The organism is Kribbella sp. NPDC023972 (assembly GCF_040639075.1).
Lineage (GTDB): Bacteria > Actinomycetota > Actinomycetes > Propionibacteriales > Kribbellaceae > Kribbella.
Window position 1 is genome coordinate 32,763 of the sequence record NZ_JBEZZH010000011.1, and the last position, 22,063, is coordinate 54,825.

18 protein-coding genes are annotated in these 22,063 nt (G+C 68.3%); 9 read left to right on the forward strand and 9 right to left on the reverse strand.

Features of this window, described 5'->3' with window-relative positions; translation table 11 throughout:
* Positions 1-17 precede the first annotated feature (17 nt).
* Positions 18-653: a 4'-phosphopantetheinyl transferase superfamily protein gene (locus AB0F43_RS32235; RefSeq protein WP_360485507.1), complete on the forward strand. Its 636-nt coding sequence runs from the start codon at positions 18-20 to the stop codon at positions 651-653.
* Here AB0F43_RS32235 and AB0F43_RS32240 read toward each other — a convergent pair.
* The 7 genes from AB0F43_RS32240 to AB0F43_RS32270 form a co-directional block, all read right to left on the reverse strand.
* Positions 584-1,978: an AMP-binding protein gene (locus tag AB0F43_RS32240; RefSeq protein ID WP_360485510.1), complete on the reverse strand. Its 1,395-nt coding sequence runs from the start codon at positions 1,976-1,978 to the stop codon at positions 584-586. The genes AB0F43_RS32235 and AB0F43_RS32240 overlap by 70 nt on opposite strands.
* A gap of 334 nt (positions 1,979-2,312) precedes the next feature.
* On the reverse strand, positions 2,313-3,206 hold the full coding sequence (gene murQ, locus AB0F43_RS32245; RefSeq protein WP_360485513.1) for an N-acetylmuramic acid 6-phosphate etherase: 894 nt from the start codon (positions 3,204-3,206) through the stop codon (positions 2,313-2,315).
* Between the two features lie 81 nt (positions 3,207-3,287).
* Positions 3,288-4,175 carry a MurR/RpiR family transcriptional regulator gene (locus AB0F43_RS32250; protein ID WP_360485516.1) on the reverse strand — a complete coding sequence of 296 codons (888 nt, stop codon included), beginning with the start codon at positions 4,173-4,175 and terminating at the stop codon, positions 3,288-3,290.
* 35 nt (positions 4,176-4,210) lie between these two features.
* Positions 4,211-5,947, reverse strand: coding sequence for a serine hydrolase domain-containing protein (locus AB0F43_RS32255; RefSeq protein WP_360485519.1), 1,737 nt, complete (start codon positions 5,945-5,947; stop codon positions 4,211-4,213).
* Complete coding sequence (locus AB0F43_RS32260) at positions 5,944-7,227, reverse strand: DUF1343 domain-containing protein (protein ID WP_360485522.1); 1,284 nt, start codon at positions 7,225-7,227, stop codon at positions 5,944-5,946. The genes AB0F43_RS32255 and AB0F43_RS32260 overlap by 4 nt, the downstream gene beginning before the upstream one ends.
* Before the next feature lie 23 nt (positions 7,228-7,250).
* A complete protein-coding gene (locus tag AB0F43_RS32265; RefSeq protein WP_360486058.1) occupies positions 7,251-9,806 on the reverse strand; it encodes a glycoside hydrolase family 3 N-terminal domain-containing protein in 2,556 nt (851 codons plus the stop codon).
* 2 nt (positions 9,807-9,808) lie between these two features.
* Positions 9,809-11,464 carry a glycoside hydrolase family 3 protein gene (locus AB0F43_RS32270; RefSeq protein WP_360485525.1) on the reverse strand — a complete coding sequence of 552 codons (1,656 nt, stop codon included), beginning with the start codon at positions 11,462-11,464 and terminating at the stop codon, positions 9,809-9,811.
* A 349-nt stretch (positions 11,465-11,813) separates the two neighbouring features.
* Between AB0F43_RS32270 and AB0F43_RS32275 the strand changes: the two genes are divergently transcribed.
* Together AB0F43_RS32275 and AB0F43_RS32280 are read left to right on the forward strand one after the other, a co-directional pair.
* A complete protein-coding gene (locus tag AB0F43_RS32275) occupies positions 11,814-12,836 on the forward strand; it encodes a serine hydrolase domain-containing protein (protein WP_360485528.1) in 1,023 nt (340 codons plus the stop codon).
* Between the two features lie 21 nt (positions 12,837-12,857).
* The gene (locus AB0F43_RS32280) at positions 12,858-13,280 is read left to right on the forward strand and encodes a protein phosphatase (RefSeq protein ID WP_360485531.1); all 423 of its coding nucleotides are present in this window, start codon (positions 12,858-12,860) and stop codon (positions 13,278-13,280) included.
* Positions 13,281-13,363: 83 nt separating this feature from the next.
* Here the strand turns inward: AB0F43_RS32280 and AB0F43_RS32285 are convergent, their stop codons facing one another.
* Positions 13,364-14,380: a LacI family DNA-binding transcriptional regulator gene (locus AB0F43_RS32285; RefSeq protein WP_360485534.1), complete on the reverse strand. Its 1,017-nt coding sequence runs from the start codon at positions 14,378-14,380 to the stop codon at positions 13,364-13,366.
* 187 nt (positions 14,381-14,567) lie between these two features.
* Between AB0F43_RS32285 and AB0F43_RS32290 the strand changes: the two genes are divergently transcribed.
* The 5 genes from AB0F43_RS32290 to AB0F43_RS32310 are packed head-to-tail and all read left to right on the forward strand — an operon-like array spanning position 14,568 to position 19,481.
* Positions 14,568-15,800 carry an ABC transporter substrate-binding protein gene (locus AB0F43_RS32290; protein WP_360485537.1) on the forward strand — a complete coding sequence of 411 codons (1,233 nt, stop codon included), beginning with the start codon at positions 14,568-14,570 and terminating at the stop codon, positions 15,798-15,800.
* 5 nt (positions 15,801-15,805) lie between these two features.
* Positions 15,806-16,765, forward strand: coding sequence for a sugar ABC transporter permease (locus tag AB0F43_RS32295; protein WP_360485540.1), 960 nt, complete (start codon positions 15,806-15,808; stop codon positions 16,763-16,765).
* A 13-nt stretch (positions 16,766-16,778) separates the two neighbouring features.
* Entirely contained in the window at positions 16,779-17,594 is an 816-nt protein-coding gene (locus AB0F43_RS32300; RefSeq protein WP_360485543.1) for a carbohydrate ABC transporter permease, read from the forward strand.
* A 26-nt stretch (positions 17,595-17,620) separates the two neighbouring features.
* Positions 17,621-18,397 (forward strand): ThuA domain-containing protein, encoded by a 777-nt coding sequence (locus tag AB0F43_RS32305; RefSeq protein ID WP_360485546.1) that lies wholly within the window; start codon positions 17,621-17,623, stop codon positions 18,395-18,397.
* Positions 18,390-19,481, forward strand: a complete 1,092-nt coding sequence (locus AB0F43_RS32310) for a Gfo/Idh/MocA family oxidoreductase (RefSeq protein ID WP_360485549.1) — start codon at positions 18,390-18,392, stop codon at positions 19,479-19,481. Before AB0F43_RS32305 ends, AB0F43_RS32310 begins: the two co-directional genes overlap by 8 nt.
* 73 nt (positions 19,482-19,554) lie before the next feature.
* Here AB0F43_RS32310 and ilvY read toward each other — a convergent pair whose 3' ends face one another.
* Positions 19,555-20,379, reverse strand: a complete 825-nt coding sequence (gene ilvY / locus AB0F43_RS32315) for an HTH-type transcriptional activator IlvY (protein WP_360485552.1) — start codon at positions 20,377-20,379, stop codon at positions 19,555-19,557.
* Between the two features lie 74 nt (positions 20,380-20,453).
* Here ilvY and AB0F43_RS32320 point away from each other — a divergent pair, with 74 nt between their 5' ends.
* Positions 20,454-21,917: a ketol-acid reductoisomerase gene (locus tag AB0F43_RS32320; protein ID WP_360485555.1), complete on the forward strand. Its 1,464-nt coding sequence runs from the start codon at positions 20,454-20,456 to the stop codon at positions 21,915-21,917.
* The last annotated feature ends 146 nt before the right edge of the window (positions 21,918-22,063 follow it).

Genomic DNA, 22,063 nt, shown 5'->3' on the forward strand with positions numbered 1-22,063 from the left:
CGGGTTACCTTCTTTCGGTGGGAGACGGTCGGGTACATGTGTGGGTTGCGCCGGCCGGCGACGACCAGCGCTCGACTGCCCGGAAACTGCTGCTGGAGCTCGCCGGCACGCTGCTCGACGGCCCGGCGGACCTGCGTTACGAACCAAGTGGGCGGCCTTGTCTCGACGGTCTGGCGGTGAGCATCAGCCACAGCCGCGCGCTGGTGGCAGTCGCGGCGTCGGCGGCCGGTCCCGTCGGTGTGGACGTCGAGGACGTGTACCCGCGCGAGGTGAGCGGTTTGGCTCGACGATGGTTCGCTGCCGAGGAACTCGAGTGGATGGCCCGTCAGCCTGACGAGCTGACAGCCTTTCTCCAGCTGTGGACGGCGAAGGAAGCTGTTGGCAAGGCCCTCGGCAACGGCCTGCGAAACGCCGGGTTGCGCCGCCGCATGCCACTGCCCTCCTCCCCTGTCGCGCACGGGGCGCTGCAGGCTGGGGTGGTGCCGGACGAGCCCGGCCTCGCGGTGGCGCACCTGCCCATCAACCAAGCAGTGTTGGCCGTGGCGGTGCCTGTCGCGGCTGTCGGCGTACTGATGGCCGAGCATCACGGAGCCGCCTTGCGGAGGACGGTGAGGTCTCGGACCAGCTTCCCGGTGGTTGTGCGAGGCAACTGATCAAGGATGCGCAGGGTCCGGGGGCGTTTGTAGGGGGCCAGGAGTTGGGCCAGTTCGGATTCCAGCCCTGCGGTGTCGCGGCGTTCCTTCAGCTGCAGGTAGGCGGTGATGGAACCATCGAAGACGACGACCGCCGCCTCGACGCCGCGGAGCGTGCCCAGCGTGTACTCGACCTCGGTCAGATCGACCTTCATGCCGCCGACGGAGACCTGTGAGTCGAGCCGGCCTTTGATACTGACCAAGCCGGTCTCCGCGTCGACCACCCCGGCGTCGCGCGTCCGCAGCCAGCCGTCCGCCCAGCGGGCCGGGTCGGAGAGGCCGAGGTACGGCGACTCCGACCGGCGGACGTGGAGCTCGCCGTCGACCGCGCGGACTTCGATCCCCGGGGCCGGGCGGATGGCCGGCCGGTGTTCGCCGTACAGGTCGGTGCCGATCACCCCGACCTCGGTCATCCCGTACATGTTGCCGAGCGGTACGCCGTACTTGACCTCGAACGACTGCGACACCGCGGCCGGCACCAGTTCGCCGCCGGTCGTCATCCGCTTGAACTGCGGCAGCTTCGGCGGCTCCTGCACCGACGCGAGCAGCCCGATGTGGAACGGCACTCCGAGCACCGTCGCCGGCGTGTTGGCCGCGGCGATGGCCTGGACGATCGCATCACCGGTGAGCCGCGCCGGCGGGACCAACTCGACGCCGGCATGCAGTCCGTACAGCAAACCTCCGACCAGCCCGAGCACGTGAACCATCGACGGCAGCAGGATCAGCCGCTCACCCCGCACCGGCACACCATCGATCTGGGTGTAGCGCAGTACCTCTTCGACCAAGTCCTCAGCCGTCCGGCCGATTACTTTCGACGGGCCGGTCGACCCCGAGCTGAGCTGTACGACGGCGTGCGTCGTGCCGGCCGGATGACCGGAGTAGCTGGCCACGTCCGTGTCGACGTCGACGAACGTACGCAGGCCGGACGGGACCGGGCGCCCGGGTGACACGACCACCTGCGGAACGAGCCGCTCGATCGCCCGCCGGACCTCGTAGTCGGTCAGCCGGTGATCCAGCAGGATCGCCTGCCCGCCACTGCGCCACACCGCCAGCAAATGCGTCACGAAAGCCATCGACGGCGGCAACCGCAAAGCCGCCGCGCCACCCGGCCGAAAACCGGCCCTGGCCAGTTCGGATTGCCGATCCCGTACCAACCGGCGCAGTTTCGCGCGGTCGATAGGATCAGGCAACCGAAAGCAAACATCATCCGCCGGACCGGCCAGCAGCACATCATCGACCCATTGAGCACCCTGACAGATTCCGGGCACCACAACAGCACCGTCCATGCCGTTTCCCTCCCCCCACCACCCCCGGTCAAGGGGTCACCTGAGCTCCGAAGTTCGTTACACACAAAGGATTCGAAGACCAGAACCCCCACCAATGGCCTGGCGATGACTGGACGATACGACACGATCACACAACTGCGCTATGGACCAAAAGTGACACTCCAATCACCGTTGGCAACCCCGCCGCAACAGCATTCCCCCTGAATTAAGACTAACCTTCTCAACGCCTCCGAAGAGTTAGGAATTCAAGCCGCGACAAAGAACTCCGAAGGTTTACCCGCAGAGTGCGCACAAAGAAAGCCCGGCACCAAGTGCCGGGCTTTCGGGAAACTTGTCAGGCGGGGGCGCCGAGGGTTGTTAGGGCGGTGGCTACTCGGCCTTGGGCGGCTTCCAGGGCGGCTCGGGCTTCGGGGAGGGGGGTGCCGGTGAGGAGGTGGACCAGGGCTGGTTTGAGTTCGCCGTCGGCTGCGGCCAGGGCGGACTCGCAGGAGGCGGGGTCGGCGCCGGTGGCCTCGGCGAGGATGCGGAGCATGCGGCCGCGGAGCTTCTGGTTGGTGGCTACCAGGTCGACCATCAGGTTCGACCAGGTGCGGCCGAGCTTGATCATCAACGTGGTGGAGAAGGCGTTCAGGATCATCTTCTGCGCGGTGCCGGCCTTCAGCCGCGTGGAGCCGGCGATCACCTCCGGCCCGGTGTCCGCGGCGATCACGATGTCGGCCAGTGGCGCCAGCGGAGCGGACGGGTTGGACGTGACCAGCACGGTGGCCGCCCCGGCGGCTCGGGCGGCCTTCAGCGCCCCGGCGACGTACGGCGTGCTCCCGGAAGCGGCGAGGCCGATGACGAGGTCCTGAGCGGTCACGGCGGCCGCGTCGGCTGCGCCGCCCTCCTCGGAGTCCTCGACGTTCTCGACCGCGCGGAGCAGCGCCTCCATGCCGCCGGCGTGGTGGGCGACCACCAGACCCTCGGGCGCGTGGAACGTGGGCAACAGCTCGGCCGCGTCGAGCACGGCCAGCCGTCCCGACGTACCGGCGCCGAAGTAGTGCACCCGGCCGCCGCCGCGGATCGCCTCGACGGCGCAGTCCACGGCACGGGCGAGCTCGGGGATGACAACGCCGACGGCACCGGCAACCCGGGCGTCCTCGGCGTTGACCATCCGGAGGATCTCGGTCGTGCCCACCGCATCGATGGCGAGCGTCCTGGGGTTGCGCTGCTCCGTCGGCGTGGTCACAGCTCCGATGTTAGTTTCCTACTGAAGAATTTTCAATTCTGTTGTTCGTTGACGTAAATCCTTGACGTAAGCCTCACACAGTCATTCGGAGCCTTTGAGCCGGTGTCCGCGGACCGCGCTCGCCGTTTCCTCGAGCGCCTTGCGGGCGTCCGGCAGCACCTGCTGTGCGACGCCGATGAACAGGCAGTCGATCACCGTGAGCTGCGCGATCCGGCTCGACATGGCGCCGGAGCGGTACGTCGTCTCGCGGGCGGCCGTGGTGAGCACCAGGTCCGCTGTACGGGCCAGTGGCGAGCGGGGGAAGTTCGTCACCGCGACCGTGGTGGCGCCGTGCTTGGCCGCCTCCTCGAGCGCCTCGACGACCTCGACCGTCGTACCGGTGTGCGAGATGCCGATCGCCACGTCGCCGTCACCGAGCAGGGCCGCGCTCGGCAGGGCCACGTGGACGTCGGACCAGGCGAACGCGACCCGGCGGATCCGGTGCAGCTTCTGCTGCAGGTCGAGCGCCACGAACGCGCTCGCACCGAAGCCGTACAGGTCCACCCGCGGCGCGTTGACGACCGCCTCGACCACCCTGGCCAAGCTGTCGACGTCGAGCTGCTGAGCGGTCTCGCGGACCGCCCGCTCGTCGGCGAACGCGACCTTGCCGACCACGTCCGCCAGCGAGTCACCGGGCTCGATGTCACCGCCGACCTCAGGCCGGACGCTCTCCTGCGCCGACTGGGCCGCCAGCTGCAGGCGGAGCTGCGGATAGCCGGGGACGCCGATCTGTTTGCAGAACCGGATGACCGTGGTCTCCGAGGTGGACGCCACCTCGGCCAGTTCCGAAATCGTCATCGCCGCCACTCCGCCCGGGTCCGCGAGGACCGCGTTCGCCACCCGCTGCTCGGCCGGCGCCAGCGCGGGCATCACCGCGCGGACCCGGACCAGCAGCGGCCCCGTGGGTTCTGGAGAGGAAACAGAGTTCATGACAGCACCGTACGGCGACTATGCACGAAGTGGGGTCACCGACGCGAAAGTCTCCAACCTGTGGCGATAAATGATTCCGGCGATCGTTCTCCGTCGAGAAGAAGACCATCCTCACTCGTGATCTTCACACCGTCGACGTACACACCCCGGCCCTGGTAGAGCGCGTCGGAGCTGTAACGCCACCTGATCGTCTGGTCACCGGCGGCGAGATCGGCGAACGCCTGGTGCCAGTGCCGATCCCCCGAACCGCTGATCGTTCCGTCGGTGTCGATCATGGCTCCCCGGTCCAGCAGGGTGAACGGCACCTTCGTCCAGGTCGTCCCGTCCGCCGAGGTCTCCAGGTACAGCCGGTCGGTGCTCTCGGTGTCCACGAACAGGTCGAACGTCAGCTTCGCTCCCCCGGCCGGTACGGCGACGTGCGTGGCCAGGGTCGTCGTCGCGCCGTCCGTCGTACCGGAGAACCAGGCGTCCTTGCCGTGCCGCGGCCCGACGCCGAGAGCCAGCGCCAGCCCTTGGGCGACGGCACGCCGCGCCGGGTTGTTGCTGCCCCAGTTGCGGCTCGGGTGCACCCGGTTGGTGAGCAGGATCGCGAACGACCGGGAGTCGAAGTCGATCACGAGCGACGTACCGGTGTAGCCGGTGTGGCCGGCGGTGCGCGGCCCGGACAGGCCGTTCATGTACCAGCGCTGGTTCAGCTCGAAGCCGAGCCCGTGGTCGTTGCCCGGGAAGGCTCCGTTGAAGTTGGTGATCATCGCGGTCACCGAGGACTCCTTGAGGATCCGGGCGCCGCGATAGCTCCCGCCGTTCAAGAAGGTCTGGGCCAGAATCGCCAGGTCGTCCGCGGTGCTGAACACACCGGCGTGACCGGCCACACCGTCCAGGGACCAGGCGTTCTCGTCGTGCACCGAACCCCAGACCATTCCGCGCGGCGGCGTGGACTGGAACTCGGTGGCCGCGATCCGGGGTTTCTTGCGCGGGTCCGGGTTGTAGCCGGTGTCCCGCATCTGCAGCGGCTTGGTGATGCCGTCGGCAACCAGTTTGTCCAGCGTCTTGCCGGTCACCCGGTGCGCCAGCTCACCCAGGGCGATCAGGTTCAGGTCGCTGTAGAGGTACTTCGTCCCGGCCGGGCTGGTCGGGGTCGCGGTGAGGGCCATCTGGATCCGCGAGGCCGGGTCCGGCCGCGCGCTCCACAACGGCAGCCAGGCCGGCAGCCCGGTCGTGTGCGTGAGTGCCTGCCGGACGGTGATCGCCTGCTTCCCGTTGGCACCGAACTCGGGCACGTACTCCGCGATCGGGGCGTCCAGGCCGACCTTGCCCTTCTCCACAAGTTGCATCACCACGATCGAGGTGAACAGCTTGGACACCGACGCCAGGTCGAAGATGGTGTCGGTGCGCATCGGGAGCTGCTGATCCGCGGGCAATTCTTCAGGGCCGGCGCCGGCTGAAGTCACTGTGTACTTCAGTGCCATCCCGGTGGCCGTCTTGGTGACGATCTTCCCGTCGTGGCCGAGCAGCGTGACCGCACCGGCGTACAGCGGTTTCGCCGTACCGTTCGGCCTGGTCCAGGCGTCGACCTGGGCCAGCGCGGCGTCGATCGGCGCCGGGTCGAGGCCGGCCTTGGCCGGGGTGGATTCGCGCAAGAGAGTCGTCTTCGGTGCGTACCCGTCGTACGGGCGGTCGAACCGGCCAGATCTGTTGCCGTTAGCAACTGCCGGGGTGGTCATGGCGAGCATCAGGGTGGAGACTACCGCGATTCCGAGGACTCGTCTCACCGGTGAGCTCCCTTGTACAGCAGGTACTTCGCCCGCCGGGCGGTCCACGCCTCGGTCTCGGGCTGCCACGCCGCCACGATCTCCTCCGCCGACGCACCCGCGGTCAGCATGGTGCGGAACCGGTCGGATCCGGTCAGCAGGTCGATCCACCGGCCGGGTGGATTCTCGGTCCGCCAGGCGAAGCCCGGGTACAGCCGGCGCGCCTCCACGATCATGTGGGTCGCGGCGGTGATCGCCTCCACCTTGTGCGGATCGGTGATCTGCACCTGGACGCCGCCGCACAGCACGTTGGCGTTCTTGCTGATGAACGGCGTGAAGTACGCCTCCCGGAAGTCGACGCCCGGGAGGTTCTTGGCCTGCAGCGCCTCGGCCCACCGGTAGTCGACGTGCGGCGCCCCGATCAGCTCGAACGGCCGGGTCGTACCGCGACCCTCGGACATGTTGGTCGCCTCGAACAGGCACGTGCCCGGGTACAGCAGCGCGGTGTCCGGGGTCGGCATGTTCGGGCTCGGCATCACCCAGGTCAGGCCGGTGTCGTCGTACAGCTGGTCGCGCTTCCAGTTCTTCACCTGGATGACCTCGAGCTCCTCCACCCGGGAGCCGTTCGCGTCGAGCGGCAGGTACTCCGCGTTGAACAGCCGGGCCAGCTCGCCGACGGTCATCCCGTGCTGCTGGATGATCTCCTCCTTGCCCACACCAGAGGTGTAACCGGGCTTGAGCATCGGACCGCGGGCGTAGCCGCCGACCGGGTTCGGGCGGTCCAGGACGACGAACTTCGCTCCGGTGCGGGCGGCCGCGATCATCGCCTCGTACATGGTCCAGATGTAGGTGTAGAACCGGGCACCGACGTCCTGGATGTCGAAGACGACCGTCTCGACGCCGGACTTGGTATACAACGAGGCGAGCTTCGTCGCGTTCGCACCGTAGGCGTCGTACACCATGATCCCGGTGCGCGGGTCGATGTGGTCCTGCTCGGACCCGCCGGCCTGCGCCGAACCGCGGAAGCCGTGCTCGGGTCCGAAGACCGCGACCACGTTGACCTTCCCGGATGCGTGCATCGCGTCGACGATGTGACTGAGGTCAGGCAGGATGCCGGTCGGGTTGCTGATCACGCCGACCTTCTGGCCGGCCAGCGCCCGCCAGTCGTCGGCGGCCAGCACCTCGGCGCCGGTCATCGTCTTGCGCCTGCTGGGGGTCTGGTCGGCGTGGGCCGCCGGGATGTCGATCATGGGGGCGGCGGCCAGCGCACCGGCGCCCGCGAGCAAACTACGGCGCTTCATCGGACTTCTCCTTCAGGCAGGCGTTACGGGCGGAACAGCAGGTCGGCCACCACGGGGCGGTGGTCACTGGCCACTTGCTCAGGGGGAACTGAGGCCCGCCGGACGCGGAAGCCCGCGCCGACGGTGACGAAGTCGATCCGCTTCACCGGATCGACCGCCGGATAGGTGTTCGGGCCGCCGGTCGTGGCCGCGGCGGCCGTCCAGGTGTCGGTGAGCCGGGTCCACAGCCCCGCCAGCTCAGGGGCGTTCGCGTCGGCGTTGAAGTCACCGGTGAGGATCTGCAGGTCCTTCCTGCGGTCCTGCGCCAGGATCTTCATCGTGTCCGCGACCTGAGCCTGCCGGACGGACGGATCGGCCCGGTAGTCCAGGTGAGTGACGTACACATGCACCCGCCGGCCGCGGACGTCGATCTCGGCCTCGAGGAACCCGGGCGCGGGAGCCGGCACCGGGTTCGGGTCCTGGGTGGAGAGGCGGGTGATCGGGTGGTTCTCGGTCCGGACCAGCGGGAAGCGGGACAGTACGCCGACGCCGTACTGCCGGCGTGGCTGACCGGCCGCGGGCGGGTCCAGGTCGTAGATGGGCGCGAAACCGGCGGACATGCCCAACTTCTCCGCGAGCTCGGCGAGGGTGTCCCGCCACTGGCTGCGCGCGCCCCAGTGGACGTCGACCTCCTGGAGCCCGATCACGTCCGCATCGAGCGCCTTCAGCGCCTGGGCGGTCCGCTCCAGGTCGAACACGTTGTCCGAGCCGGCACCCGCATGAATGTTGTACGAAGCAACGGTCAGCCGGGTGTCGCGCGGGTCGAAGGTGAGTCCGTGACCGAACGGGTGCAGGGTCTGGGCCGGATCGGGCTGCGCCGGGATCGCGACCGGGAGCTTTCCGGCCGGCGCGAGCTCGCCGTACAGGACCTTGGCGAGCGACTCCATCGACACCGCCGCGTAGCCATAGGTCGCCAGTGTGGTCTGTGCCGAGGGGAAGTACGCGACGTCGTACGGGTCCCGGGCGGCGACCAGCACGACCGGACGGCCGGTGGCGAGCAGGGCGTTGACGAGTTTCTGCTGCTTGGCCTGTTTGTCGGTGACCTGGGTGTCCCAGGCCTTCATCGTCAGGACCACGGTGAGGTCGGCGGTCGCGGCCGCCGCCACCGCCTCGTTGATCCTCGTGTCGCTCGGCGTCGCACCGGTGTCCTTGACCGTCACAGTCGCGCCCCGGCCGGCCAGCGCGGTCCCGAGGGCGGCCGGGCTGTACCCGGCGACCAGGATCTTCCGCGATGCCGGTGACAGCGGTAGCAGGCCGGCGTCGTTCTTCAGCAGCGTCGTACTGCGGTCAGCGATCTGCTGGGCGGCGGCGTAGTTGGCCGGTGTACCGACCACCTTCGCCACCCGGCTCAGGTCGACGTACGGGCGATCGACGACACCGGTCTTGAGCTTGAGCTTCAGGATCCGCTCGACGCTCTGGTCGATGCGGGCCTCGCTGATCCGCCCGCTCCGGACGGCGCCGAGCACCGAGTTGAACGCCAGGCCCGGATCGACCGGCATCAGCAGCTGGTCGACGCCGGCCTCGATCGCCCGCAGCGGGATCTCGGCGTCGCCGTACTTGTCCCGGACGCCCTTCATACCCAGCGAGTCGGTGATCACGACCCCGTCGAAGCGAAGCCGCTCGCGCAGGATGCCGGTCAGGATCGGCCGGCTCAGCGTCGCCGGATCACCCGACGGATCGAGTGACGGTACGACGATGTGCGCGGTCATGATCGAGTCGATCCCGGCCCGGATCGCCGCCCGGAACGGCGGCGCGTCGATCGTGTTCCACTCCTCGACGGTGTGGTTGATCGTGGGCAGCGACGTGTGGCTGTCGTCCCGGGTGTCACCGTGCCCGGGGAAGTGCTTCGCGGTCGACACGATCCGGCCGTCGCGCTGGTACCCCTTCACCTGTGCGGCGGTGAGGTCGGCGACCAGTCCGGGGTCGGACGAGAACGAGCGGACGCCGATCACCGGGTTCAGCGGGTTCACGTTGACGTCGGCGACTGGCGCGAAGTCGGTGGTGACACCGACGGCCCTGAGCTCCTTGCCACCGATCCCGGCTGCCAGCCGGGCGTACTGCGCGGACCGCGTCGCACCGAGCGCCATCGCTCCCGGGAACTGGGTCGCCGGCGGCCCGACGCGGAACACCACGCCGTACTCCTGGTCGGTGCTGATCTGCAGCGGGACACCGGTGTCACCGAGTGACGCGCTCTGCAGCCCGTTCGAGAGCCGGGCGATCTGCTGCGGGTCCTTGACCGAGTCGGTCCAGGCGAAGTAGATCACCCCGCCGAGGTGGTACTTGCGGACCACCTCGGCCGGCGTGGCGACTCCGTACAGGTTGGTGTTGCGCTGGTCGGCCGTGTCCGCTGTCGCCCCGTAGGCGTAGCAGACGAACAGCTGGCCGACCTTTTGCTCCAACGACATCCGGCGCAGGGTGTCGCGGACCCAGCGGTCGGTCCCCGCCTGTGCGGTCGTGGCGCCGGCGATCGTCGTACCGGCGACCGCTGAACCCGCGACCGCGGCGGCGAGGCCGAGGGTCTGGCGTCGGGTGAGCTCCATCGTCACCAGGTCAGTCCGTGGCCGAAGGGGTAGAGCGGCGTCTGCGGCTGACCGGCGACCGGGATGTCGACAGGCAGCTTCCCGGTCGGCTTGATCTCGCCGTAGAGCACCTTGGCCAGCGACTCCATCGACACGGCGGCGTAGCCGTAGGTGGCCAGGTACGTCGGTGCCGCGTCGAAGTACGCGATGTCGTACGGGTCGCGCACGGCCACCACGATCACCGGCTTGCCGGTCGCGAGCAGGTCCTTCACCAGCTTCTGCTGCTTGGCCAGCTTGTCGGTGACGGTGGTGTCCCAGGCCTTCATCGTCAGTACGACGGTGACGTCGTTCTGCTGGGCCTTCGCCACCGCGTCCGCAATCGCCGCGTCAGACGGTGCCGCACCCGTCTGCGCGACCGTGGTGGTGGCGCCACGCTTGGCCAGGCTGGTCGCGAGCGACTGCGTCGTACTCACGCCCCACCCGGTGACGAGGATCTTCCGCGGGTCGGCGCTGATCGGCACGGTGTTCGCGTTGTTCTTGACCAGCGTGACGCTCTTGTCGACGATCTGCTGCGCGGTCGCGAGGCTGGCCGGCGTACCGACCGTGGTGGCCACCTTCGCGGGGTCGACGTACGGGTTGAGCAGGACGCCGTTCTTCAGCTTCGACAGCAGGATGCGCAGCAGGCTCTCGTCGATCCGCTTCTCGCTGATCCGGCCCGAACGCACGGCGTCCAGCACCGCGCTGAACTGCACATCCGGCGCCGGCGGCAGCAGCAACTGATCCGCACCGGCCTCGATCGCCCGGACCGCCACCTCGGCGTCGCCGTACTGCTTCCGGACCGCCGCCATCTCCAGCGCGTCGGTGATGATCAGGCCTTTGAAGCCCAGCTTCTTGCGCAGCAGGTCGGTCAGGATCGGCTTGCTGAGCGTCGCCGGGTCGCCGGACGGGTCGAGCGACGGGACCACGATGTGCGCGGTCATGATCGAGTCGATTCCGGCCTTGATCGCGGCCTTGAACGGCGGCGCGTCGATCGTGTTCCACTCCTCCAGGGTGTGGTTGATCGTCGGCAGCGCCGTGTGACTGTCGTCGCGGGTGTCACCGTGACCGGGGAAGTGCTTCGCGGTCGCCATGATGCCGGCGTCGCGCTGGTAGCCCTGCACCTGCGCGACGGTCATGTCCGAGACCAGCTGCGGGTCGCTGGAGTACGAGCGGACGCCGATGACCGGGTTGAGCGCGTTCACGTTCACGTCCGCGACCGGGGCGTAGTCCTGCCGGATGCCCATCGCCTTCAGTTCGCGGCCGGTGATGCCGGCGGCGGTCCGGGCGTCGGCGGTGTCGCGGGTCGCGCCGTGCGCCATGTTGCCGCCGAACTGGGTGGCCGGCGGGCCGATCCGGACCACGACACCCTGCTCCTGGTCGGTCGCGATCGTCAGCGGGACCCGCAGCCCGACACCGGTCGCCGTCTGCTGCAGTTGGTTCGAGTACGTCGCCAGCTGGGTCGGGTTCTCCACGTTGCCGCGGGCGCTGAAGTAGATCCAGCCGCCCGGCTTGTACTTCGCGACCACCTCGGCCGGCGTGGCGACGCCGTACAGGCTGGTGTTGCGCGCGTCGGGCTGGTGCGCGTTCGGCCCGTAGGCGAACAGCACGAACATCTGCCCGACCTTCTCCTCCAGCGACATGCGCTGGATGGTCCGGCCGAGCTGGGCGGCTTGAGAGGTCCCGACTGGTTCGGGTGGTGGAGCGCTGGCAGCGGCGGAGGCTCCGACCCCGGCAATCGCTGTGGCAGTGGCGAGGCCGGCGAGACTCAAACGGCGCAAGGCGGACATGACAGACCCCCTACAGGTTATTGAATTACAGGCGCTCCCCCGCGACGCGAAAGTTACCCACGCGACCACACCGGGTCAAGGCCAAACTACTAACTGACGTTGCGTAATCGCGGCGGCCAGGCGTGGGGGTGTGGTTTTCCGCAGGGGAAGCTTGCGGGAAACCGCATCCCGGTGGGGCAGTTCGGACGCCTAGCTTCTGGGCATGAACTTTCTCAGCGCCACCCTCGCCACCGTGATGATCGGGTCCCCCTTCCCGACCGCTCAGCTCGACGAGCTCGTCACCAGTGGAGCCGCGTCCGCCGCCCTGCTCACCGTCGACGATGCCGACGGCCGGGAAAGCGATGCCGCCGGAGCGGCGCAGCCAGCCGGGTATTTCCGGATCGGCAGTGTCACCAAGACGTTCGTGGCCACGGTGGTTCTCCAACTGGTGGACGAGGGCCGGGTCGCGCTGGACGCACCGATCGAGCGATACCTGCCCAGCGTGGTGCCGAACGGGCAGAACATCACGGTCCGCCAGGTGCTCAACCACCGGAGCGGGATCTACGACTACGCTCACGACGACGGCTACTCGACCAACCGCTGGCGTGGTGCCGAGCGGTTCCGGCACTACGAGCCGGAGGAGCTGCTCGCCGTCGCCTTCCAGCACGAGCCGTACTTCGACCCCGACGCCGGCTGGCACTACTCGAACACCAACTACGTCATCGCCGGGCTGCTGATCGAGCGCCTGACCGGGCACTCCTACGGCGCCGAGATCAAGGCCCGGATCCTGACACCACTGCGGCTGGCCCACACCAGCGTGCCCGGCGACCGGCCCGGTCTGCCGCGTCCACACGCCCTTGGGTACGCCGAGGTCGACGGACACCTGGTGGACGCAACGATGATGAACCCGTCGCTCGACTGGGCCGCCGGCGAGATGATCTCGACCGCACAGGACGTGAACGCGTTCTTCGCCGCATTACTGGGTGGTCGCCTGCTCAGTGCCGAGACGCTCGCCGAGATGCGCGGCTACCGGGAAGCCACTCCGCTGTTCGACTACGGGCTCGGCCTGCAGCGTTTCCATCTGCCGTGTGGCCGGAGCATCGAGGGGCATAGCGGCCAGCTCCTCGGCTATACGACGTACTCGCTCCATGGGACGACGACGGGGGCCACGCTGTCCTACAACCCCCTGCCGAACACTGACCCAGCGACGACCCTCATCTCACTCTTCGGCACTATCTACTGCTGACGACCGGAACGGAGAAACGCTGTGGAGCAATGGGATCCGAACGCACCTGGCGTGCTGCGCCTGCCGTCAGGCCGACTGGTCCGCGGTCGTGGTTTACGCAAGGGGCTCCCGACCGGTCCGGAGCCGACCTTCGGGGTCTACCTGCTGGGCTCGCAGCCGGAGCCAGTCCGCTGGGAGTCGCGTTGGATCCGCTGGCCGGATTTCCGCCTTCCCGCCGATCGCGACGAGACGCGGAAGGTGTTGTCGGAGGCGTTGGAGCGACTGGCGCATGACCGGGTCGAGTTCGCTTGCGGAGGCGGCAAAGGGCGGACTGGCACGGCCCTCGCCTGCCTGGCGGTGCTCGACGGCGTACCGGCGGATGAGGCGGTGGCGTTCGTCCGGGCGAACTACGACCGTCACGCCGTGGAAACCCCTTGGCAGAAACGCTATGTGCGCAACTACTGAGCACGTCCACGCGCGGCAGGATCCGGCAGGATGGTGACGGCGAGCGGTCGGTGCCCTGCGAGCGGGGGGATTGGTGCGAGCGTTTAGCCGGAGCGGGGTGGGGCGGTGGTGGCGCCGGGGAGGAGTTTGGCGGGGACCAGTTGGGGTGGGAGGGGGTCGGCGCCTTCCAGTTGGCGGATGAGGGCCTCGGTGCCCAGTTGGCCGAGCTCGGGGCCGGGGGTTCGCATGATGGTGAGGACGGGGTCGGTCAGGGCGGCGGTCTCGGGGACCATCAGCAACGGGAGGACGGAGAACTCGTCGGGTACGGCGCGGCCCATCCGGTTCAGGCCGGAGACGACACCGAGCGCGGCGTACTCGTTCAGGACCAGGATCGCCGTCGTCTCGGGATGCTCGCGCACCAGACGTTCCGCCGCCTGGTGACCGGCCTGAGTGGTGTCCGAGCACTCCAGTACGGCGATCTCCAGGCCGTACTCGGCCGCGACCCGGCGATACGCGTCCTCGGTGCGCACCCACGGGCCGTAGGCGTGGAAGCGTGGGTCGTCCAGGTCGCCGGAGACCAGCGTCAGCTTCCGGTGCCCGAGGCCGTACAGGTGCCCGACCGCCTCCTCGACCGTCGCGTCGAAGTCGATGTCCACATGGGACAGCCCCTCGAGCTCCGAGGTCCGGCCGATCATCGCGAACGGCGTCTCGCTCTGCCGCAGGATCCCGACCCGGGGATCGTCGAGCTGGACCTCCATCAGGACGACGCCGTCGACCAGACCCTGGCCGAGCAGCTCACCCAGCTCGACACCGTCGTTGCCGACCGGCCACAGCACCAGGTGGTAGTCCTCCTTGCGGGCTGCCTCGGCCGCGCTGGTGAAGAACTCCGCGGTCGACATCCCGAATCTGTGCTCCAGCGCCGGGTACGCCATCGCGATGATGTGTGTCCGCCGGCTGGCCAGCGCACGGGCCACCACATTGCGGCGGTATCCGAGCTCGGCCATCGCCTTCTCGATCCTGGCCCGGGTGGCCGCCGTCACCGGTTTGGTGTCGTTCAGCAGGAAGGACACGGTCGCGATCGACACACCCGCCCGCTGGGCGACGTCCCGCATAGTCACCATCGAAGCGACCTCCTCTGAACTCTTGACACCGGTGTGACCCAAGGAACATAGTCCTTGGACACCTCAGTTAAGCGGTTTACCGACCAGCAGACAAGAGAACGGCACTCTTCAGTGGCCCGTGGTCAAGCGTTTCGACCAAGCGCATCACGAGCGGCCACTGACCATCCCCTCCGAAGGAGCGCAAGTCATGATCAGTCAGCGGATCACCGCTGTGCTGGCGGGTGCGACGACCCTGTCGCTCGTGCTGGCAGCCTGCGGTGACAGCGGCGGCAGCTCGTCCGCGGCCCCGGCCGGCGACACCGTCAAGAGCCTCACGATTCTGGACTACTACAACAACGACCCGGACAAGTCGCTGGTCCAGAAGGGACTCGACTCGTGCGCGAGCCAGCTGGGCATCACCATCCAACGGGAGACGGTGCCTGGTGACACCTTGATCCAGAAGGTGCTGCAGCAGGCTTCGTCGAAGACGCTGCCCGACGTGCTGATGCTGGACAACCCGGACGTGCAGCAGATCGCCGCGACCGGTGCGCTGGCGCCCCTGAACGACATGGGCCTGAATGGGGACGGAGTCATTCAGGGCATGGTCGACGCGACGTCGTACCAGGGCAAGCTCTACGGACTGGCGCCGGTGACGAACACGATCGCGCTGTTCTACAACACGCAGATGCTGCAGGAGGCCGGCGTCCAGCCGCCGAAGACCTGGGACGAGCTGAAGGCCGCGGCCAAGAAGCTCACCAAGCCCGGCCGGTACGGCATCGCCTTCAACGCCAACGCGACGTACGAAGGCTCCTGGCAGTTCCTGCCGGCGATGTGGACCAACGGCGGTGACGAGACCGATCTGACCAGCCCGCAGGTGGCCGAGGCGCTGCAGTTGTGGGTCGACCTGGTCCAGTCGGGTTCGGCGTCGAAGAGCGTCATCAACTGGACCCAGGGCGACGCGAAGGACCAGTTCGTGGCCGGCAAGGCCGCGATGATGGTGAACGGTCCGTGGCAGATCCCGGCGCTGGAGAAGGTCCCGAACGTGAAGTGGGACGTGGTCACGTTCCCGATCAACAAGGAAGGCCAGACCCCGGTCGCACCGCTCGGCGGTGAGGCCTGGACGGTCCCGCTGAACAAGGACCAGGCCAAGCAGCAGAAGGCCGCCGACTTCGTGAAGTGCCTGAACTCGGACGAGAACGAGCTGGCCTGGGCGAAGGCCCGGTTCACCGTGCCGACCAAGACCGCGCTGCTTGACCAGTACGTCAAGGAAGTGCCGTCGATGAAGGCGTTCACCGAGCAGGTCAAGACCGCCCGTTCCCGCACCGGCAAACTGGGCGAGAAGTGGCCCGAGGCGGCCAAGGTGATCTACCAGGCGATCGCTCTCGCCCTGACCGGTAAGGCCTCGGCCCAGGACGCCTTCAAGCAGGCCTCCGGCGGCTGATCGCGATGGCCCATGCGACGCTGACTCGCAATGACGCCGCGGCGTCCGGCCCGGAGCCTGCTCGCAGGCCCCGCGGCCGGCGCCACCGGGGTGAGGATCTGACCAAGGTCCTGTTCGTCCTGCCGGCCGCACTGGCGATGCTTGCCCTGTTCGGGTATCCGGTGGTGAAGAACCTGATGATGAGTCTGCAGGACTACGGCCTGCGGACGTTCTTCACCGGACAGGCTCCCTGGGTCGGTTTGAAGAACTACACCGCGGTGGTGACCGACAACCTGTTCTCTCAGGCGATGGTGAACACGGCGTTGTTCACCCTCGGCTCGATCAGTTTCCAGTTCGCTTTCGGGCTCGCGCTGGCATTGTTCTTCCGCCGGCGCTTCCCGCTCAACGGCGTACTGCGGGGGCTGCTGCTGTTGCCGTGGCTGCTGCCGCTGATCGTGTCCAGTGCGACCTGGCGGTCGATCCTCGAGCAGGACAGCGGCATCCTCAACCGGACGTTGACCGGACTCGGCATCATCAACGATCCGGTGCCGTGGCTGAACTCGCCGTCGGTCGCGCTGATCGCGGTGATCGGGGTCAACATCTGGATCGGCATCCCGTTCAACGTCACCCTGCTGTACTCCGGCCTGGCCGAGATCCCGGACGAGCTGTACGAGGCGGGCCAACTGGACGGTGCGACCGGCTGGCGTGCGTTCTGGTACATCACCTGGCCGAATCTGCGGGCGGTGGCGAGCGTGGTGCTGATGCTCGGCGTGGTCTACACGATCAAGGTGCTGGACATCATCCTCGGTCTTACCGGCGGCGGTCCGGCCAACGCCACCCAGACCCTGGCCACCCAGTCGTACGAGCGGTCGTTCATCGACTTCAAGTTCGGCGAGGGCGCCGCGCTGAGCAACATCCTGATCGCGATCTCGCTGCTGTTCGCGGTCCTCTACCTGCGCGGCACCCGTCGTGCCGTCGACGAGTAGGAGGAGTACGACGATGACTGACTCGATGATTCGTCGCGGCGTCTACACCGTGATCGGAGTACTGATCCTGTGCGTGATGCTGTTCCCCGTCTACTGGATGGTGAACGCGTCGCTGCAGCCGTCCGGCAATACCCTGACGGCCGGCTTCCTGCCGCTCGAGCCGACGTTCGCCGGATACCGGCGGGCGCTCAGCGAGCAGGGTGGCAACCTGGTCACCAGCCTGATCATCGCGGCCGGCACCGTGGTGCTCAGCCTGGCGGTCGCCACCCCGTGCGCGTACGCGCTCTCGCAGTTCCGGTCCCGCTGGGTCTCGATCGGACTGCTGGCGATCCTGATCTCGCAGATGATTCCGGGCATCGTGATCGCCAACGCGCTCTACACGGCGTACGAACGGCTCGGGCTGCTGAACTCGATCCCCGGCCTGATCGTGGCCAACTGCAGCAGCGGTATCCCGTTCGCGATCCTGATCCTGCGCTCGTTCATGCTGTCGCTGCCGCCATCGCTGGTGGAGGCCGCGCGGGTGGACGGCGCCGGGCTGTTCCGGGCCTTCATCTCGATCGTGCTGCCGATCAGCAAGAACTCGCTGATCACCGCGGGACTGTTCAGTTTCCTCTTCTCCTGGAGCGACTTCCTGTTCGCGCTCACGCTGACCACCAAGGGCGGCGTCCGGCCGGTGACGCTCGGGATCTACCAGTACCTCGGCACCCAGGTGCAGAACTGGAACGCGGTGATGGCGACCGCGGTCCTCTCGGCGATCCCGGCCATCGTGCTGCTGGTCGCCGCGCAGAAGTACATCGCCGCCGGCGCCATCGGCGGAGCCGTCAAGTAACCCGACTTCCTTAAGGACTGACACTTATGACGATTCGCGTACTCGTCTGGGGCGAGAACCGGCACGAGCAGGTCGAGCCGCATGTCGCCGAGATCTACCCCGACGGCATGCACTCGACCATCGCCGCCGGGATCAGCGACAACCTCGGCGCCGAGGCGTCGGTCAGTACGACGACCCTCGACGAACCGGAGCACGGCCTGACCGAGGAGGTGCTGGCGCGGACCGACGTACTGGTGTGGTGGGGTCACGCGGCCCACGGCGAGGTCGACGACGCGGTGGTCGAGCGGGTGTACCAGCACGTGCTGTCCGGCATGGGCCTGGTCGTGCTGCACTCCGGCCACTGGTCGAAGATCTTCGGCAAGCTGATGGGTACGTCGTGCACGTTGCGCTGGCGCAGTGAGCGGGACCGCGAGCTGGTCTGGACGGTGAACCCGACGCACCCGATCGCGCAGGGCGTGCCGCACCCGATCATCATCGAGCAGCAGGAGATGTACGGCGAGTTCTTCGACATCCCGGTGCCGGACGAGCTGATCTTCGTCTCGTCGTTCAGCGGCGGCGAGGTGTTCCGGTCCGGCTGCACGTTCCGCCGCGGGCACGGCAAGATCTTCTACTTCTCGCCGGGGGACCAGGACTACCCGGTCTACCACCACAAGGACGTCCGCAAGGTGATCGCGAACGGGGTCGCCTGGGTGCGCAGTGACCTGCCGGAGCGGAAGGTGCCGACGTTGCTGCGCTACGAGACCGGCGACTTCTACAACGGTCACGGTTACACGGGTCCGATCGAAGAGCCCGCCGATGCCTGAACCCTTGCGACTGCTGCAGGTCGGCGCGGGCGGGATGGGGCGCGCCTGGCTGCGGACGATCGCCGACAATCCTGAGGTCGTCCTGGCCGGCCTGGTCGATCTCGACGTCGACGTCGCCCGGGCGGCCGCCGACGAGCACGGGTACGGCGACGTACCCGTGGCCACATCGCTCGACGAGCTGGCTGCCGACGCCGACGCGGTCATCGATGTGACCGTGCCGGTCGCGCATCCGAAGGTGAGCGTGGATGCCTTGCTGCGCGGGCTTCCGGTGCTCTGCGAGAAGCCGCTGGCCGAGACGGTCCGCGAGTGCCTGACGATGGTCGCCGCGTCGGAGGTGAGCGGGAAACTGCTGATGGTGTCGCAGTCGCGGCGCTACTTCCGGACCGGCAATGCCTTCGCCCGGCTGCTGCCGGAGCTCGGCCAGATCGGCTCGCTGTCGTGCGAGTTCTTCAAGGCTCCGCACTTCGGCGGCTTCCGGGAACGGATGGCCGAGCCACTGCTTGTCGACATGGCGATTCACCAGTTCGACCTGTCCCGCAAGCTGATCGGGTCCGAACCCGTCTCGGTGTACTGCGAGTCGTACAACCCGGACTGGAGCTGGTTCGACGGCAACGCGGCGGCGAACGCGGTGTTCACCTTCGCCGACGGGACACGCTTCTCCTTCACCGGCAGCTGGTGTGCGCCCGGCCTGGAGACGTCGTGGAACGGTCGCTGGCGGGCAAGCTCCTCCGGCGGTACGGCGATCTGGGACGGCGACAACGCCCCGGTCGCCGAGCTGGCCTCGGGTGAAGCGTTGCCGGCCGTGTTGCCGGACGACCCCGAGCAGATCGCCGGGTCGCTGGTCGAGTTCGTCGACGCGGTCCGGCAGTCGACGATCCCGCAGTCGGAGGTGCACTCCAACGTCGTCAGCGTCGCGATGGTGGAGGCCGCCGTACGATCCGCGTCCCTCGGTACGCCGGTCCGGGTCGCCGACGTCATCACCGACGCCTACGCCGAGGCCCTGGCCACCGTCCAGGACCCGACCTTGCGCGCCGCTCTCCAGGCCTGGCCGAACGTCTTGAAGGTCGTCGGCCTGGAGTCCTGAGCCTCCGGGTAATCCGGTACCCGGAAACCAGTACGCGCGGAGAAGCCCAGGGTTGCGGCTTCTCCGCGCGTACTCAGGCCAGTCCCCACAAGGCCGCAATCAGCGGCCGGCGGAGGTCGGCGCGGCGAGCACACAGACCGATCGTGAGCGGTTCGAGGTCAGCGGGGAGCTCCGTCAGGCGGTTGGCCGTCGTCGAGGACTCCAGGACCAGGCGCGGCACGATCCCAGTGCCGCAGCCGAGGGCCACCAGGGCGAGGAGCGCTTCGTGCCCGTCCGGCTCAGCTGTGATCACCGGCTTGATCCCCTTGCGCCGGAACCACCGGAACGCCTTCTCGCGCACCAAGCCGCGAGCAGGTACGACGAACGGCCCGTCCGCTGTGGAGTCGCCGGCTGTCACCAGCACGAGATCCGTGACGGCCACAGTGCGAGTCACCAGCGTTTGAGGCAGGCGCTTCGGGATGCCCGCGACGGCCGCGTCCACCTCGCCCTCGTCGAGCCTGGCCAGCGCCGCCGCCGCATCGCCCGTCCGAACGTCGAGCCGGATCTGCGGATGCGCTGCCCGCAAAGGCGCAAGCAGGTCGGGCAGCAACGCCTGACAGGCCGTGACTGTGGCGAAGACGCGCAACTCCCCCACCAGATCGGCTGCCTGCCCTGCACCCGCGTGGTAGTCCTCCCACAGCGTCAGGGCCTGCTCGGCGTACGACGTGAAGCGTTGACCCTCCGCGGTCAGTACGACGCCGCGCGGGCCGCGGTCGAGCAGCCGCGCGCCGGCTCGGACCTCGAGTCGCTGGATCGTCCTGGTCAGCGTGGCCGCGCTGACATGACACTCCAGGCTGGTGCGCCCGTAGTTCAGGGTGCGCGCCAGGTGCAGGAACAACTCGAGCTCGCGATGCTCCATCTTCCACTCCCTGCAACGGTGCGATTCGGATGTTGCGCTTGCCGCAATGCTCTCAGACGTTTTGACTACACGGCATGAGCACCTTCACCTCGTCGGTCTTCCGCACCGAGACCATGACCGTTCCGGGTGGAACGGAGACCATCCTGCGCGGCGGCCGGGACCTCTTCCCGCTGCTGCCCGAGGCGTTGCACGGCGTGCGGCGGATCGGCGTCATCGGCTGGGGACCGCAGGGACGCGCCCAGGCCCAGAACCTGCGCGACTCGCTGACCGGGACCGGCGTGACTGTGGCCGTCGGCCTGCGACCGGGCTCGGCCTCGGCGGACGACGCGCGCAAGCACGGCTTCACCGAGGAGGACGGCACCCTCGGCGACTGGCTGGCAGTGGCCGCCGCGTCCGAGCTGGTCATCCTGCTCATCGCCGACGCCGCGCTGGCCGCCGAGCACGAGCGGATCTTCGCCGTCCTCAAGCCCGGCGCGACGATCGGACTCTCGCACGGCTTCCTGCTCGGCCACCTCAAGGCCATCGGCGGCGACTTCCCCGCCGGACACCCGGTGATCGCGGTGTGCCCCAAGGGCATGGGCGACTCGGTACGACGCCTGTACGAGCAGGGCGCGACCGTGAACGGCGCCGGGATCAACGCCAGCATCGCCGTCCACGCCGATCCGGACGGACATGCCACGGATCGTGCGCTGGCCTGGTCCGTCGCGCTGGGGTCGCCGTACACCTTCGCCACCACGCTGGAGAACGAGTACAAGTCCGACATCGTCGGTGAACGCGCCATCCTGCTGGGTGCGGTGCACGGTCTGGTCGAGGCGCTCTACCGTCACTTCCGGCTCGAGGGCGCCGATCCGGTCTCGGCGTACGAGCGTTCCACCGAAGCGATCACCGGGCCGATCGCGCGCACCATCTCCGCGGCCGGACTGCCCGCCGTCCGCGCGGCCCTGACCGACGAGGGACGGGACCTGTTCGACAGGGCCTATACCGCCGGCTACGCGCCGGCCCGGGAGGTCATCGCCGAGATCTACGATGAAGTTGCCGACGGCACCGAACTCCGCAGCGTCATCCTGGCCGAGAACCGCCTCACCACCCGCCCGATGTCCCGCATCGGCGGCAGCCCCATGTGGTCCCACGGCCCCGCGGTCCACGCCCGCCGCGGCACGACGCCGGCCGCCATCGACCCGCTGACCGCGGGCCTGTTCGTGGCGACGATGGTCGCCCAGGTCGACGAGTTCGCCGACCGCGGCCACCCGTGGTCCGAGATCGTCAACGAGTCGATCATCGAGGCGGTCGACTCACTCCTGCCCTACATGCACGCCCGCGACGTCGCCTACATGGTCGACAACTGCTCCCGCACCGCCCGCCTCGGCACCCGCCGCTGGGGCCCCCGCTTCCAAGCCGCCTACGAACAGATCGCTCTCCCCACCCTGCACAACCCCGCCAACCCCACCCTCATCACCAACTTCCTCGCGAACCCCACCCACGAGGCCCTTTCCGCAGCCGCCAAACTCCGCCCCTCAGTAGACATCTCAGTCACCTGACCGGAGTTGAAGTCGCATTGGCCAGCCCGGTACGGCGGTTTCGTCCACCCGTGGTCCACCCGCGGCACCGACAACCTGCACCTGATGGTGTCCAGGTGGACCCACGTCGACAACGACCCGAACAAGCCGTCCACGGCGTACCACGT